Genomic DNA, 15,100 nt, shown 5'->3' on the forward strand with positions numbered 1-15,100 from the left:
CCGATGGCAGATCAGGGCAGGCCGCGATAGTCGCGACTGCCAAACAGCAGCGGCAGGTAGCTCACGCCGGGAATGGTGAGCGCATTGGGCAATTGCCCCTCCTGCCCACCGGGGTTGAACACGCTGATCGTATAGCTGCCTGGCCCGATGCGCGCCGGAACGATCATGCGCAGTGTGTTGGCGTCGAGCCACTGCACGTTGGAAACCCTGATGTTGCCGACGTTCACGGTGGGCGTCTGGATGAAGTTGGCGCCGTGAATGATGACCGGTGTTTCCTGGTACATGGGCAGCACGGATGGCTCGACTGAGCGCGCCAATGGCGTGAGCCAGGAGCCAAGCGCCACCTCGTCCGCAAACGCCGTGGTGAAGCGCCCGTCGGCTGTGCTCGATACGGCGAGTGTGACGGTCACGGTCTGTCCAGCATATTGACTCAGGTCGAACCAGGCGAAACGAAACCGCGGGTCTGGATCTGGGGTCATGCGCTGGAGCTCGACCGTGCGATCTGGTAGTTGCAGGACCAGGTTGGCCAGATCCTCGTTGTTGTTATACGGACCTTCGATTCGATAGCGCAGACTGAGGGTGGGGCGATGCATGGCGGGCGGCAGAGCGACGACTTGACTGATACTGCTCACATCGGTTTGTTCGGGCTGCAGGATGAAGCGGGTGAGGAAGATGTTGGGCCGCGCACCGGCCTGGGGATCATAGGCCGGCGCCACGACGGCGAGGCGATCCGAGTTAGCCAGGTTGGCGCTTTCCAACATTCTGCCGTCCCAGGTCATCGGTTCCAGGGAATAGGGAGATGACCAGGCGCCCGACGCAAGTTGGTAGATCGCGTTCAGGTAGCCGGATTCCCCTGCGAAAGCGACCAAGCGCCCGTCGCGAGTCCGTAACAAACGCGCCGATTCGCACGAGGCGCCCATCCAAATGGGCGTTGTGAGCGCGCCTTGCGGGTTTCTCACGGTATACTTCGCGCTTCGATACTGATCGCACCATACGACATGCGTGTTGCCCTGTGGATCCACCAGCATGTCTGGCCGATTTGGTTGATAGGGGAAGTCGAGGGTCCGTTGACTCCACACTCCGGCCGGGCTGCGCTCCCAGAAGTTGAAGGCAGTGTAAGCGCTGGCGACGAGGACCGTATTATCCGCGAGGACGGTCAGGGATGGCATCGCGCGTCCGGTTCCAAGCGATTCGGGCGCAGTCCAGGCACCGTTGGCTTGGCGCCGCTGATAACGTAACCCGGCGCTGCCACCCCACACGACATGTGGAGCTCCCTGTCTGTCAACGGTCAAGGCGCTGCTCAGATAGATGTCAGCGCTGGCTAATTCACGCGCCGGAGTCCAGGCGCCGCCGGCTGCCCGTTGAGCATAGAAGAGGCGCCATACCTGTTCGTTCTGCGCGTCTACCGTCTGCCATAGCAGGTGGACAACGGCGTCTGAACCTATGGTCAAACGTGGCGCGAAACCGGGCCACAGGGCCTGGGGGCTTTGGCAGGGTTGATCGAATGCACAGGTGGTGTAGGCGATGCGCCGGTTGCCGCTATTCAAGTCCCATTGATCGGCCCATGCCAGGTGCAGCGTCCCGGCCGGGCCAAACGCCAACGTAGGATCGTAGGCATAACCAGCCGTGCGACTGATGCGTTCCGCGTCTGGCACTGTCCACCTCTGCCCCACACGCGCGCCCCAGGAACCGGTCGTCACGGCGTCTCGCTGCGCCTGGGCAGAAACCGCACCCCGAACAATCCAATCGCGCAAGGCCGGCGCGTCCAGTTCGAAGTCTCCGTTGCGAATCAGATTGTCGGCTGGGGCCAGGTAGAAATCGAGCTGGGTGTCATGACTGATCAACCGAGGCGTAGGCGCCGCCGGTTGGTATCCGCTCTGGGTTGCCCAGATCGTGTAGACCTGGGTTGTCGAAATGTAAGCGGTGTATGCGCCTGGGTTGTTGCCCACGTCCACGCCCAGAGCCGGCGGCGTTAGATTCAGAACGGGATTCGCAATTGGAATGCTGCGCGTGTCGAGTACATTTCCCATCACTTCCCACTGATAGGCCGTTGTGTGGGTATCCCCGTTGGGATTCGTTGTCCATTCCTGCACGTTGAATGCGTTGTCGCGTGCGCGGCCGCGAAAGAAAACCGTTTGTGGGGAGACAAAGATGAATTCAGCCCATGGTACAGGCCCGTTCGAGAGTAGATTGGTCCAAACGCTGTTAGCGCCCAGGCGATACTGCAGATCGTAAGAGCGGATACCGGCTCCTCCTGTATCGAAGCCGGCCAACGGAACGAAAGATCCACCAGCGCGGGTATACCCTGAACGCGATATGGTGTGTACCACCGGCGGCTCGGTATCGGTCGTTTGCCAATGCCCCTGCCTGTCCATGCCAGAGGCGATCAAACGCAATGAGGTGAATGTGCTCATCTCTTGGATGTAGATGTGATTGAGTACGCGTTGGTTGCCCTGCATGACGTATTCCACCCGGTCAACCAGGAGAGATTCCTCATTGGGCGCCCGACCGCTGACCCGGTAATCTACCAGGGGATTCTCGGCGTCTAGATAGTCGTACCAATAGCCCCGATCGCGGTAGAAGTACGCCACTTCCAGCGCAGGATCGCTGTCTATGTTGTAGGTGACTGCGAAGAGATTATCGCTCGAGAGCCAGACGATGTCCAGTAGTCCTGGCAGCACGGCGGTGAGCGGCTGACGTTGACTGCCATCGGCATTCATGATCCAGACCCGCGCCTGACCGCCTTCTGTGCGAATCCAGGCGATCTTGCCATCAGGCGTCCAGGTCGGACTCTCGTCCGCGGCAGCGTCTTGTGTCAATGCCCTGGCCTGGCTGCCATCGGCATTGCTGACGAAAATATCGGTTTGCGTGGCCGATGCGACGACATAAACCAGCATTTGTCCCGTGACCGACAGATCGGGGCTGCGTTTGACGCCCGCGCCGGTTGTCAACTGGCGCAAACCGCTCCCGTCTCGATTCAGCACGAAAATTTCATCACGGCCGCTGCGATCGGAGACGAAGAAGATCTTCGTAGCGCCCCGATTCAGGATTGGCTCAACGTCGTTGGCTGGGTGATTGGTCAAGCGTGTCGGCTGCCAGCCATCACCGTATGTAAGGTAGATTTCCCAGTTCCCATCGCGATAGGAAGAAAAGGCGATGCGCGTCCACGTCCCCAGGCTGTCCGGTTCGACCGGCGCGTCCGCGGTCACGCTTGTGTGCGCGGGCGAGTCAGGGTCTGGCTGCTGCCAGGACATGCCAGGGGCGCGATTCCCCAGTGGGTCAGGTGCGGTGCGGGTTGGCGTGGCGCGTGAAGCGGCCGACGCTGCGCCCGCTAACGACATGAGGAGCATGAGGAGTAGGGGCGCCAGAACTCTGGCACGCATGGCGTGGTGAATCGGTGGCAGCCAGCAACCTGCAAGCAGGCTGCCACGGCAAAGCACGTTGGGGTGACGCATATTACCTCCCTGATTTTGTGCAACAGGCAAACGGTGCAAGAACTTGGTTTGATGTGTCGTGAAACTGGCGGGGGGCTGAGGCGTTCGATCTTTGTCACCGACGAGCAGGCTCGCCTGGCGGCCGAGAATTGCAGGAAGGATAGCACTGCACAAGCCGGCTGAGTATGATCTGGCTCAGGTTGCGATGGCTTTGAGCTTTTTCGATGACACAGCGGCCAACGGTCAACGCGCAGGCATACTTCGACCTTGTTGCCGTGACGTGAATGCCTCTGGTTCACCGCCAGCCTGAGATGCACCCCGGCGGTTGGCAAGTTGACAATTCACAGGGCCGCGTGTAGACTGAAAAAAGTGACAGAATGATGCTTCAGTTCGCGACAGGAGTGAAATAGCACAAGATGGCGAATAGGTCAACGGCCAACTCCATTGACGAGTATATAGCGGGATTCCCCCCCGAGACTCAGAAGGTGCTGGAGGAGTTACGAGCGCTCATCAAGGCATCAGCGCCCGACGCGACAGAGACGATCAGCTACGCGATCCCCACGTTCGACCTGAACGGGAAACACCTTGTACACTTCGCAGGCTACGAGAGGCATGTAGGGCTTTATCCGGCGCCGAGCGGGCTCGAGGCGTTCAAGAAAGACCTCAAGCCCTACAAGAGCGGGAAGGGCTCGGTGCAGTTCCCCCTTGGCCAGCCATTGCCCAAGGACCTGATTCACCGGATCGTCGAATTTAGGGTCGAACAGAACACCGGCAATGCCTCGAAAATAGGGCGCGACTACGTGCTACGGATGCTCGGAGGCCGATCGCCATGACCATGGATTTTCGCTGGTTTGCACACTACGAGCCAGGCGTTGCACACAGCGTTGCTGTCCCGGATACCACCGTACACCAATTGCTTGTGGACTCAACGGTGAGGTTTCCCGACCACACTGCGGTGCGCATGGTGCTGCGCTATTTGCCCCTGGGACTGAAAGTGCAGGCCACGCTGAGCTACACTGAGCTCAACCGGCTGAGCGATCGTTTTGCTGCGGCTTTGGTTAAACTGGGCGTGAGCAAAGGCAGTCGCGTCTCCCTCATGCTGCCCAACATACCGCAGCTGGTCATCGCCTATTTTGGCGTGCTGAAGGCCGGTGCGATCGTTGTCAACACCAACCCCACGTATCCGGCGCACGAGTTGGCGCCGCTGCTGCGCAGCGCGGGGGCCGAAACCATTGTTACGCTCAGCGGCCTCTACGATCGTGTGCTCGAAATCCAGCCCACCACCGCCATCAAGACCATCATCCTGACCGACATCCCCGAAACGATCGGCCGGCTCTTCCGCAACACGGTGGCCAAACAGGTGCGCGCGAGCGGCATGATGAAAGCCGTGACCCCCCGCGCGGGCACCTATTTCATGCAGGACCTCCTCGCCACGGTCCCGGCCACAGCGCCCAGCGTGCCCGTTGACCCGGCCAGCGACACGGCGGTTTTCCAGTTCACAGGCGGCACCTCGGGCCTGCCCAAGGCCGCCGAGCTGACCCATCGCAACCTGGTGGCAAACATCGCCCAGATCAACGCCTGGGTGCCTTCGCTGAAGCCGGGAGGCGAAAAGTTCCTCTTGGCCCTGCCGGCCTTCCATGTCTATGGCATGACCGTGGGCATGCTGACATGCCTGAATCTGGGGGGCGAACTGGTGCTGGCGCCCGACCCTCGCCATACGCTCCATCTCTTGGAGATCATCGCGCGGGAGAAAATCACTGTCTACCCGGGTGTGCCGGCCATGTATATTGCCATCATCAACCACCCTAAAGTGGCCGATTTTGACCTGCACAGCGTCCGGGTCTGTCTGAGCGGCGGCGCTTCGCTGCCGGCCGAAGTGGCGCAGAAGTTCGAGGCCGTGACGGGCGGCAAATTGGTGGAGGGCTACGGCATGTCCGAAACTTCGCCGCTCACTGCGGGCAATCCCGTCTTTGGCCAGACCAAAACCGGCTCGGTCGGCATGCCGTTTCCCAGCACTGAACTGGCCATCATCGCCCTGGAGCCTGACGAGCACGGCGAGACCCAGTTTTTGGATGTCGAGCAAGCGGGTGAGCTGGTGGTACGCGGGCCCCAGGTCATGAAGGGGTACTACAACAACCCGGCGGAAACCCGGATTGCCATCGACGCTGCCGGCTGGCTCCACACCGGCGACATTGCCACGATGGACGCGGATGGTTACTTCTTTATCGTGGACCGCAAGAAGGACCTGATCATCGCCAGCGGCTACAACATCGTGCCCCGCGAAGTAGAAGAAATCCTGTTCATGCACCCGAAGGTGCTGGAAGCTGCGGTCGTGGGCGTACCTGACGCCAAACGGGGGGAAACGGTCAAGGCCTTCGTCGTGCTCAAGGAAGGCCAGAGCGCCACCGCCGAAGATATTCGCGACTTCTGCAAAGAGCGCCTGGCCCCCTACAAGGTGCCTTCCCTGGTCGAATTCCGCACGGAGTTGCCGAAGTCCCAGGTCGGCAAAACGCTGAGGCGCATCTTGGTGGAAGAGGAAAAGCGCAAGGTGGCGCTTCACTAATGGAAATGGTCGAGCTCTATATCAATGAAGTCGCGCCGATGGTCGGACGCCTGGTGCAGAGCCATTGACCGGCGAAGGGATTTGTGGGTGTTTAGTAGGAGTGAATATCATGTCCAAACTCAGCTTTTCCAAACACGTGCTATACATGGCTATGATCATGGCCCTGATAGCCTCTTTTTCAGGACTCGGTCCTGTTTCTGCCCAGCCGACGCAGGCTCTGATCGAAGACTGGCGCGCGTCGGACTTCAATTACGCTTCAAGCATGATGGACACGGATCAGAGCGATAACGTGTATGTTGTGGGCGACACCGCAACCTCCAGGAACCTGATCATCAAGAAATTCGATGGCGCCGGAACCCTGCTGTGGCAAACCCCGTATGACGCCGTAGACGCACTCAGCGGGGTGTGGATCGCCGTTGATGGCAATGGCAGCGCTGTTGTCCAGGCGAATACGATCCGCAGCTCGACCGGTCAACCGACTGGGTGGCTGACCCTCAAATATGACACCAATGGCAATCTGCTATGGGCCAATAGTCGGCCGGGAATTTTCAGCGGTTCTGTCCGCGTTGAGGTAGATACCAACAACAACATCTATGTCGCCGGGTATAGTTTCAACGACTCGGTGTTGATCAAGTACTCTCCAACCGGGACAACCCTTTGGACCGCGGTGTTCGACAACAACGGTGCCATTGACATGGCTTCTTCCATGGCCATCTCACCGGATAACAGCCGGATCGGGGTGGCCGGCATCAGTGGTAATCTGTTCATGGCGCTGATGTATGACGCCAACGGAAACCAATTGTGGGCAAATACAAATAACAGTATTTACGCGGCCGGTGACGTGGCCTTCGGTCCCGGAAATATCAGCTATTTCGCCGCCGGCACCTACTTCCCGCAAGACCCAAATCCCTATCAGATGGCGATTGTGAAGTTTGACGCCGCGGGCAACCAGTCCTGGATCAAGAGCTACAGCGTTGGCGATCGGACTTTCCGCGTGGCCGTGGATGCCCAGGGAAATATCGTGGCAACCGGCATGGACGCGGTTGGCTACATGGATTGGATGACGATCAAGACGGACGCCAACGGCAACTTGCTTTGGTCGCAACGCTATGACGGCGGCAGGAACAACGACGAGACCCCCAATATGCTGGCAGTTGACGCTTCCGGCGCCGTATACGTGACTGGCAAAGGTGGCCCTAATCCAGGTTCGGGCAACATTTCCTACCTCAAAGGCGTGGTCGTCAAGTATAACGCGGATGGGACACCCCAGTGGGCGGTGTGGGATGATTATGCGGGCGGCAAGGCATTGCGTTTTGGGGCAGGGAACGCACTGACAACCCTCGCCTGGGGCTATCTCGTCACCACCCATTACACGCAGACTGGCCTGCCAGACGTGCTGCCCAATCCCCCAAGCAATCTCAGCGGCTTTGTGTGGTACACCGGCTCAAGGTATGAGGTCAGTTTAAGTTTCAACGATAATGCCAATAATGAGTTCTGGGTGGAGGCTGAACGCTGCGCGGGTTCAGGTTGCACCGATTTCACCAAGGTGGCTCAGACTCGTGGCGAGAACGCAACCGGCCTGACCGATACGAGCGCTGCACGGGGCGTCACCTACACTTACCGCGTGCGGGCGCTGGGGTTCATGGGGCTCTCAGACCCTTCGAACACGGTCGAGGTGACCATGCCTCCGCTCAATCCGCCGGCGGCACCCAGTGACCTGATGGCTGAGATGAGCGGCATTCACGTCGTGCTGAACTGGCAGGACAATTCGAACAACGAGGATCTATTCGTCGTCGAGCGCTGCCAGGAAGCAGGCTGTACCAGCTTCGCGTGGTTGGACGCGAGAGGAGCCAACACCACCACACTGACCGATTCCAGCGTTGCGGCAGGGGAGAGCTACTCCTACCGGGTGCGCGCCTTGAACTTCGACGGCTATTCCTCCTATTCAAACATCGCCACGATCATCACACTCGGCGGCATCTGTCCTGACTTCAATCACAACGGCACGGTCGACGTTGCTGACCTGAGCGCGATCGCCAGCCTGTGGGGTCAGCCTGCTCCCGCCGGCTATGATCTCGACGGGGATGGCTTCGTCACGATTGCCGACATCGAGATCGTGGCGGCGCTTTGGGGCACGAGCTGTCCATGAATGCTGAATGAGGTAACGCTTGTGTGTAGAAATATCAAGACCCTCTTCAACTTCGAACCGCCTGTGACGGACGCAGAGATTCGTGCGGCCGCCGTACAATTTGTGAGAAAAGTGAGCGGCTTCGCCAAGCCATCGAAAACCAACGAAGCTGCATTCCTTGCCGCCGTCGAAGAGATTGCAGCAGTTTCCAGAAATCTTCTGGCCGCGCTCGAGACGAACGCGCCACCGAAGAACCGGGCGGAGGATGCTGCCAGGGCACGCGCACGCGCCACGCAGAGGTTTCCCAGGTAAAGGGTACTTGCCATTCGTGAGAGGCCCGAAACCATGAAATGGCTTGCTTGCTTCTGATTGGGACAACAGCGGCTGTATGATTTGCCAGGGAGGAATGATAAGCCATGAAAGCGGCACCTGCAGGTCACGTGGTCTTGGACCGGATGACCCCCGCTGAGTTCGAAGCCTATTTACAGCCGGCGATTGCCGAGTATGCGGCGGACAAAATCGCCGCCGGCAATTGGTCGGAGGCGGAGGCTTTGTCACATGCACAGCGCGATTTCGCTGATCTGTTGCCGCAGGGTGTTGTCACGCCCGACCAACACCTGTTCACGATTCGGGATGCGGCCAGCGCGCGGGCCGTGGGTGTGATCTGGCTGGCCGTGATACCGCACTTTGGGCGGCCAAGCGCGTTCATCTATGATCTGCGCATCTTCGACGCCTTCCAGCGCCGGGGCTATGGCATGCAGGCCATGCTGGCCGTGGAGCACGAGGCGCAGGCGTTGGGCATGGATCGCATTGGACTGCACGTATTTGGACATAACTCCGCTGCGCAAGCACTCTACCTCAAGCTAGGATACACCATCACCAACGTCAACATGGTCAAGCACCTGGCGCCTTGAGCAGCACATGCTGAGCCTGTGGAGAACGGCTTCAGGGCCGGGCTGGCCGCAACCTTGCACTGATGTCCGGAATTCTGCGCCCAATGTGAAAGGCAGGCACTCCTGACGGCGGGCAATGACGTTGCGCTGATCGGCCACCTACGGAAACTGCCGGTGGTGAGGAGCATCCTATGGCGGGATGATATCGGTGGCGCCAAGCCGCAGAGCGATGACGTTATCTTGTCAGACCCCGTGGCATAAGGTATACTGCCTGCGAGTCAAGTAGTGGCTTTGGTTTGGAGAGAAGCATGATGACGATTACGGCGAACGCTACGCAGCAGAATGGGGCGCGCTATACGATTATCGAGACAGACTTGGGGCCACTCATCAGCGAAAGTCGTGTCAGTGTGTTTGATGTGATGGATGCCTACGATGCCGGTGATTCTGTCTATGAAATTGATCTGACATTCAACCTCTCGCCCTTGCAGGTTGAAACAGCACTCGACTACATTGCGGAGCATCGAGCCGCGTTAGAGCCGCAGTTGGCGGAGGTCAAGCGACAGTTGGCCGACCGAGAAGCGTTCTATCGTCGCCAAGCGGCAGAGATCGCACTGCGTATTGCCGCCCTGCCCATGACGCCCCAGCGAGAGGCCCTGCTCGCGCTGCGAGAACGTACTGAAGACAAGTACCAGGCAGATACCCATGCAGATCGTCCTGAGCGATCATAATTGCGAAGGCCAGGCGCGAGCGATCTTCCGAACTCTGGACACTCGTGGCTATCTCAAGCTGATTCCCATGGAATTGCGCTTGTTTGTTGATGCTGGCCTATCCGTCAGCGCCGCAGATGCCACAGTGTGGCAGTACTGTCAGGACTGCGGCTTTCTTTTGCTTACCGGAAACCGCAACACCAGCGATGGTGAACAGTCGCTTGAAAGCACGATACGGCGCTTGACCACGTCGAACAGTCTTCCAGTCGTGACCATCAGCAATCTACGTCGCGTTCTCGCAGATCCGGCATATTGCGAGGATTGTGCTCTCAGACTAGCTGAAGTTGTGCTAGACCTCGAAAATTATCGAGGGGTGCATCGCTTGTATCTCCCAGGCTGAATCGGCACACATTGACTGTCGAGCGACAGGGCTTGTCAGCGCTCCAGACGGTGCAGCCCGCCGATTCCCGCCTCGCGCGCACGCACAATGGCCTGGGCACGGTCGGTCACCTGCAGCTTGCTGAAGATGTTGCTGACGTGGTTGCGTACGGTCTTGGGGCTGAGCACCAGCCGGCGGGCGATCTCTTCATTCAGGTCAATTGGCGACGCAGCCGTCGGTACTCGGCGACCAGCGTGCTGTCGTCGAGTGCTTGCTCGAACAGGTGCAGCCAGTTTTCCACATAACGATCGTCCAGGCGGTTGCCTTGCCGCTTGATGATCCCCTCAACATCCACACGATCTTTGGTGCGCAGAGACACCATCTTGTAGACGATCAGGTCCTCCGGGCTGCACACGCGCACGGCCAGGCCAGGCTTCAATTCCATCACGCGGGCGCGGCCGATAGCCGTTTCGTCGAACGTCGTCTCAGCGAGCATCACGTCAACGCGCGTGCCCGCAGGATCTTGGAAGAAAGCGATGCCGTGGCGCCGAAAGGCCTCGTCGGGATCGGCGTGCAACGGTGTGAAGTCTGACACCAACTCCAGAATGCGGCCTCGTTCGTCGCGCCGAGCTAACACCTTGAGGTCAGCATCGCGCGTCAAACGCGGCTCACCCCAGGCGCTCACAGCCAGCCCACCGATCACGACCGAGGGCACACCTGCCTCTTCCAAACGCTGTTGCAGATCGGCGACTGAGCGAATGAGGCTTTCCATGCTAGCTCCAATATGGTGGTTGCCAGTGAGGGCTGCCAGTCTGGCCTGTAACTGAATCATGGCCTGGATGCGCGGCTGACGGAAGGTCTCCTCGGTCGCTTGCAGTTGCGGCTCAAACTCGCGCTGCAATGCCAGGAACTGTTGAATGCCCTGTTCGATCGTCAGTTGGCGCAGCAACTGAGTTTCCAGGGCTTCGATCTCCGCCCAGCCTTGTTGATGTTGGCTCAAATCCATCAGAAAGCCTCGAAGTTTCCTGGATGGCATGCCAATCCTCCTCGGAGACGAGTATGGCGTTGGCGCGCTTGCCAGTAATAAGCACCGATTCGTGTGATTCAGCCACTCGATCTAGCAGTCGAAAGAGCTGAGCACGCGCTTCTGTCACGGTGACGGTGGTCATGCAGTGGTCCTCCGATGATGACAATTGCCGCAAGAGTACGTGATTCCGTAGACTTTGTCAATTCGTCGCCGTGAACCCTGTGACCGGCAGCCGTGCGCTGACGCGGGTGCCGCCCTCAGCCCGGCGCTCGATGCGGCATGCGCCGCCCAGTTCATCAGCCGATAGCGCAGCATGGAAAAGCCAATCGTCAGCGGAATCAGCTCTACTCAGGTGGTTGCACCTACCTGCAGAATATCTGCGGGTGTGAACAAGTAGTAGCCTGGCTCAAAGATTACCACTCTGAATGGTAATCTGCAAGATTATCCTGGAAAATGGTAATTTTCCTCTCACCCATACGCGATCTTGTGGACGATGACCGAGAAATCGCCGGCCGTGGGCATGACGAACAGGCAGCGCCCATGGCTGCGAGATTCCCACACCGCGCCGATGGCCCGCTTTTCTTCGGCGTCGGCGGATGTGTAGCGATCCTTGCCTTTGTATTCCACGATAAGGAGACGTCCATCCTTGAGCTGGCAGATGAAATCGGGGTAAAACCAGTCGGTCGCGGTTTGCAGCCGGAAGGATGTCGCCTTGAGCGCGAGGTTGCGCACCCAAAACGTCACTTCTGGTAAATCCTCGATGAATTGTGCGCAGCGGAACTCCTCGGTGAGCTTGCCGCTCGGGGTTAGCTCGCGCAATTCGCCCGGCTTGGGGCCGAAGTAGTGCTTGGGAAACTGAAAGGCGCCCTCGTAGAGCCAGCTTGGTTCATAACCCATGGTCCTGAAGTTGATCGCGACCTCATCGCTGACCGCCAGCACCGACTGCGGCAGGAGAAAGGCCTGAAACGCGGCCCGGCGCTCGGCCTGGCGATGCTCGTCAATCCGCTTCTCCACTTCCTCACGCAGCCGGAAGCGGTCCAGGGCGAGGGTGCTGACATCGGTGATTTCGTAGCGGGCCATAAGGCCGCGCACCACCTTGCGCAGGTACGCGGCCGATTCGCCCAGGGGAATATCGTAGTGCTCAAGATGGCGGTCGAGCCAGGCCACCAGGCTCTCCAACGACCAATCGCCGGCGCCGCCGAGGTCGAGCACCTGTTGGTGCAGCGTGGCGATGAAATCGGCCGCGTATTTCTCTTGCAGCGGTGAGGCAACCACTTCACCCCTGGCGCCGATGTCGAGCACGCCCGCCTTGCCTATTGGCCGGTGCCGCGGATGGTAGTCGTCGGCCAGCGTGGCATCCTTGGTGCTCAGCTTCCACGGATGTTCGAGCAGGAAGGTGCTCTCGAACTCGAACATCTCGCCGTTCTCCTGCACGCACAGCCGCGGCACGCGGAAATCAAGCCCGCGCGCGTAAGGCGAAAAGGCGCGGGGCTTGCCGCTGCCGCCAAAGGCCATCTCGGTTGCGCGCACCAGGTTGACGATCGCGACCACGCGCGCCTGCGCCGCGGGGGTCTTGACACAACTGGTGAGCAGCTCGGTTTCGTCGCTGTCGAGCGGCGCCAGGACGGTGATCTCGCCCTGCGTAACGTCAATCTGAACCTTACCGCCCAGCGCGACGACCTGCACCTGGGCCACTGCGGCGTCAATCTCCCGGACGGGGTCGAAGTGCGCGGTCTGCGGCTGCAGGCCGAACGGCAGGATGCCCTGGGCTGCGGGGATGACGATGCGGTCTGCCTCGGCGCGGGTGAAGCCGTTGTTTTCCAACGCCTCGCGCAGCTCATTCAACACTTCAGGCAGCGACTCGGACACGGAGAACGCGTACGCGCAGTTGAGGTCGGGATGCCGCTTCGCCTGGGCGTTCGGGAGGCGCAGGATGCGGCCGACGATCTGCTCGATGGCCGTGGCGGAGCGCGTCGCTTTGAGGCTGCACAACACGTAGGCAAACGGGCAGTCCCATCCCTCGCGCAGTTTTTCGACCGTGATGATAAAGCGCACCGGGCAGGACGGCGACGCGATGTCCTTCACGTCTTTGAGCTCGTCGAGCCGGCCGACGGAAATCTTCACCTGGTCCGCGCTGATGCTGGGGTGCTGGCGCACCAGCCGGTCGCGCAGCGGCGCGCACGCGTCGACGCGCTCGGCTTGCAGTAGCAGGATGGGGCGCAGGTACTCGCCGGTCTGCTGCGCTTCGGCCCGGGCCAGCTTTTCCAGATCCGCACGCAGGGTGATCGCTTCGCCCAGCAGTTGGTCAGCCTGGCTGGGATGCCGGGTGATGACGCGCAGCGGCAGCTTGATCATGTCCGCGGCCTTGAGCTCGGCCGCGGAGACGTGATGGAGCACGTTGGACGGATGCCTGGCCCGCGCGGGGGTGGCGGTGAACTCGACGATGCAGGAGGGCTTCACCGCGCCTAGCGTGGCGAACGAGAGGTCCGTGCGCGCGTTGTGCGCTTCGTCCACGATGACGATGGGCCGGCGCAGGCGCAGCATGTTGACCAGCGATGGTTTGGGCTTGCCGTCCGCACCGGGCAGCAGGTCGGCCAGGCGGTCGGCGGGCAGGTTCAGCAGGTGTTCGGCGAATGTGCCGTTCTGGTCGTAGACCTTGCGGCCGGTGGTGTCCTCCACGCGGAAGGACTGGATGGTGGCGACGATGACGACGGTCTGGCCGTCCACGGTCGCGCGCGAGAGGCGCAGCGCCTCCTCGATGGCCATCACCTCCACCGCGCCGCACGCGAGCTCCAGGGCGCGGCGGTACGGGTGCCGCGGGTCGCGCAGCGCGTCCACGGTCTGGTCGAGGATGGTGTTGCTGGGCACCAGCCAGAGCACCACCGCCCGCTCGGCGCGCAGCAGGTCGGTCATGGCCAGGCCTGCGGCATGGCAGGCCAGCAGCGTCTTGCCGCCGCCCGTGGGCACGCGCAGGCAGACGTAGGGCATGCCGGCCGCCAAGCCCGCGGCCGAAACCGGGAGATAGGGTACGGGCACCTGTCCGTTGCGCAGTTGGATGGCGGCGAACGCGGCCTCGGGCCGGCCCTCCCGCGCACATTGGCGGAAGAACGCACGCAGCGAGTCGAGCACGCGCACCTGGTAGTCTTTGAGTGTGATCATGCGACTTTGATCTCGTAGGGGGTCTGGCGGATGACGATGCGCTCGGCCTGCAGCCGGTCGCGGCCCAGCCGGTGGCCTGCGCAGTAGATCACCTTTTGCCCATCGAAGGCCGGCAGCCCGGCCAGCACCGCGCGCGTGAGGACGTTGCCGCCATCTTCGCGGCGGTCGCCGAGGATGCCGTTGTAGAGCAGATAGACGCCGACCCCGCGGCATGCAGCCAGGAACGGCGTATCGAGCTCGGCGTCGCTGGGGAGCGGCTCGCCGGTCTCGGTGAAATAGACGTGCCTGGCCAGCTCCTCGAAGGTTACGGTCTCGCGTATCTTGCCGTCCGCGTCGAACAGCGGCTCGCCCAGCGTGCAGTAGCGGAAGCCGCCGCCGAGACCTTTGATGTGCTCGCCCTTGGCGTTGGTGTAGCCCTCAGCGACACGGCGGACACGTTTCGCCGTAATGTTCCAGGCGATCCCTGCCTCGATCTCGACGAGGATGAAGCGCCGGGGGGCCTGCTCGGATGCGGCGTGATTGAGCTTCAAGGCTGCATGGCCGGTGGTGCCTGAGCCGGCGAACGAGTCGAGCACGAGATCGCCGGGATTGCTGGCGATCTGCAGGATGCGTTCGATCAGCGGGGTGGGTTTCGGTGTGATGAACACCGATTCCGAATCTGCGAAATCCATGATCTGGACCAGTTCCTTCTTGGCATCCTGGGTGTGTCCGACCGTCGAAAACCCAGTTGTGGCGCAACGCCTTCTTTCACGTCGAAGAAGCGCTTTATCTGCGGGATGGAATTACCGTCTTCTTCCCCCAAATCCGATT

At 60.7% G+C, this 15,100-nt stretch carries 12 protein-coding genes and 1 pseudogene; 7 read left to right on the forward strand and 6 right to left on the reverse strand.

Features of this window, described 5'->3' with window-relative positions:
* Positions 1–11: 11 nt before the first annotated feature.
* Entirely contained in the window at positions 12–3,383 is a 3,372-nt protein-coding gene (locus tag IPM84_16210; protein ID MBK9094282.1) for a PD40 domain-containing protein, read from the reverse strand.
* 467 nt (positions 3,384–3,850) lie between these two features.
* On the opposite strand from IPM84_16210, the gene IPM84_16215 reads away from it, so the two are divergent.
* The 7 genes from IPM84_16215 to IPM84_16245 all read left to right on the forward strand — a co-directional run bounded on the left by IPM84_16215 (position 3,851) and on the right by IPM84_16245 (position 10,125).
* On the forward strand, positions 3,851–4,267 hold the full coding sequence (locus IPM84_16215; GenBank protein MBK9094283.1) for a DUF1801 domain-containing protein: 417 nt from the start codon (positions 3,851–3,853) through the stop codon (positions 4,265–4,267).
* A gap of 2 nt (positions 4,268–4,269) precedes the next feature.
* Positions 4,270–5,997 carry a long-chain fatty acid--CoA ligase gene (locus IPM84_16220; GenBank protein ID MBK9094284.1) on the forward strand — a complete coding sequence of 576 codons (1,728 nt, stop codon included), beginning with the start codon at positions 4,270–4,272 and terminating at the stop codon, positions 5,995–5,997.
* A gap of 109 nt (positions 5,998–6,106) precedes the next feature.
* A complete protein-coding gene (locus IPM84_16225; protein ID MBK9094285.1) occupies positions 6,107–8,146 on the forward strand; it encodes a hypothetical protein in 2,040 nt (679 codons plus the stop codon).
* A 21-nt stretch (positions 8,147–8,167) separates the two neighbouring features.
* Positions 8,168–8,437, forward strand: a complete 270-nt coding sequence (locus tag IPM84_16230; GenBank protein ID MBK9094286.1) for a DUF2277 domain-containing protein — start codon at positions 8,168–8,170, stop codon at positions 8,435–8,437.
* A 104-nt stretch (positions 8,438–8,541) separates the two neighbouring features.
* Positions 8,542–9,039 carry a GNAT family N-acetyltransferase gene (locus IPM84_16235; GenBank protein MBK9094287.1) on the forward strand — a complete coding sequence of 166 codons (498 nt, stop codon included), beginning with the start codon at positions 8,542–8,544 and terminating at the stop codon, positions 9,037–9,039.
* Positions 9,040–9,326: 287 nt separating this feature from the next.
* Entirely contained in the window at positions 9,327–9,746 is a 420-nt protein-coding gene (locus tag IPM84_16240) for a hypothetical protein (GenBank protein MBK9094288.1), read from the forward strand.
* Positions 9,721–10,125 carry an ACP S-malonyltransferase gene (locus IPM84_16245; protein ID MBK9094289.1) on the forward strand — a complete coding sequence of 135 codons (405 nt, stop codon included), beginning with the start codon at positions 9,721–9,723 and terminating at the stop codon, positions 10,123–10,125. Before IPM84_16240 ends, IPM84_16245 begins: the two co-directional genes overlap by 26 nt.
* 35 nt (positions 10,126–10,160) lie before the next feature.
* On the opposite strand, the pseudogene IPM84_16250 reads toward IPM84_16245, so the two are convergent.
* From IPM84_16250 to IPM84_16270, 5 genes and pseudogenes are all read right to left on the reverse strand, one after another.
* Positions 10,161–10,310: pseudogene (locus IPM84_16250) on the reverse strand (response regulator transcription factor).
* Between the two features lie 5 nt (positions 10,311–10,315).
* On the reverse strand, positions 10,316–11,053 hold the full coding sequence (locus IPM84_16255) for a hypothetical protein (GenBank protein MBK9094290.1): 738 nt from the start codon (positions 11,051–11,053) through the stop codon (positions 10,316–10,318).
* A complete protein-coding gene (locus IPM84_16260) occupies positions 10,989–11,273 on the reverse strand; it encodes a type II toxin-antitoxin system Phd/YefM family antitoxin (protein ID MBK9094291.1) in 285 nt (94 codons plus the stop codon). The genes IPM84_16255 and IPM84_16260 overlap by 65 nt, the downstream gene beginning before the upstream one ends.
* A 326-nt stretch (positions 11,274–11,599) precedes the next feature.
* On the reverse strand, positions 11,600–14,290 hold the full coding sequence (locus IPM84_16265) for a DEAD/DEAH box helicase family protein (GenBank protein ID MBK9094292.1): 2,691 nt from the start codon (positions 14,288–14,290) through the stop codon (positions 11,600–11,602).
* On the reverse strand, positions 14,287–14,961 hold the full coding sequence (locus IPM84_16270) for a site-specific DNA-methyltransferase (GenBank protein MBK9094293.1): 675 nt from the start codon (positions 14,959–14,961) through the stop codon (positions 14,287–14,289). Before IPM84_16270 ends, IPM84_16265 begins: the two co-directional genes overlap by 4 nt.
* Positions 14,962–15,100 lie beyond the last annotated feature (139 nt).

The organism is Candidatus Amarolinea dominans, from assembly GCA_016719785.1.
Classification (GTDB): Bacteria; Chloroflexota; Anaerolineae; order SSC4; family Amarolineaceae; genus Amarolinea; species Amarolinea dominans.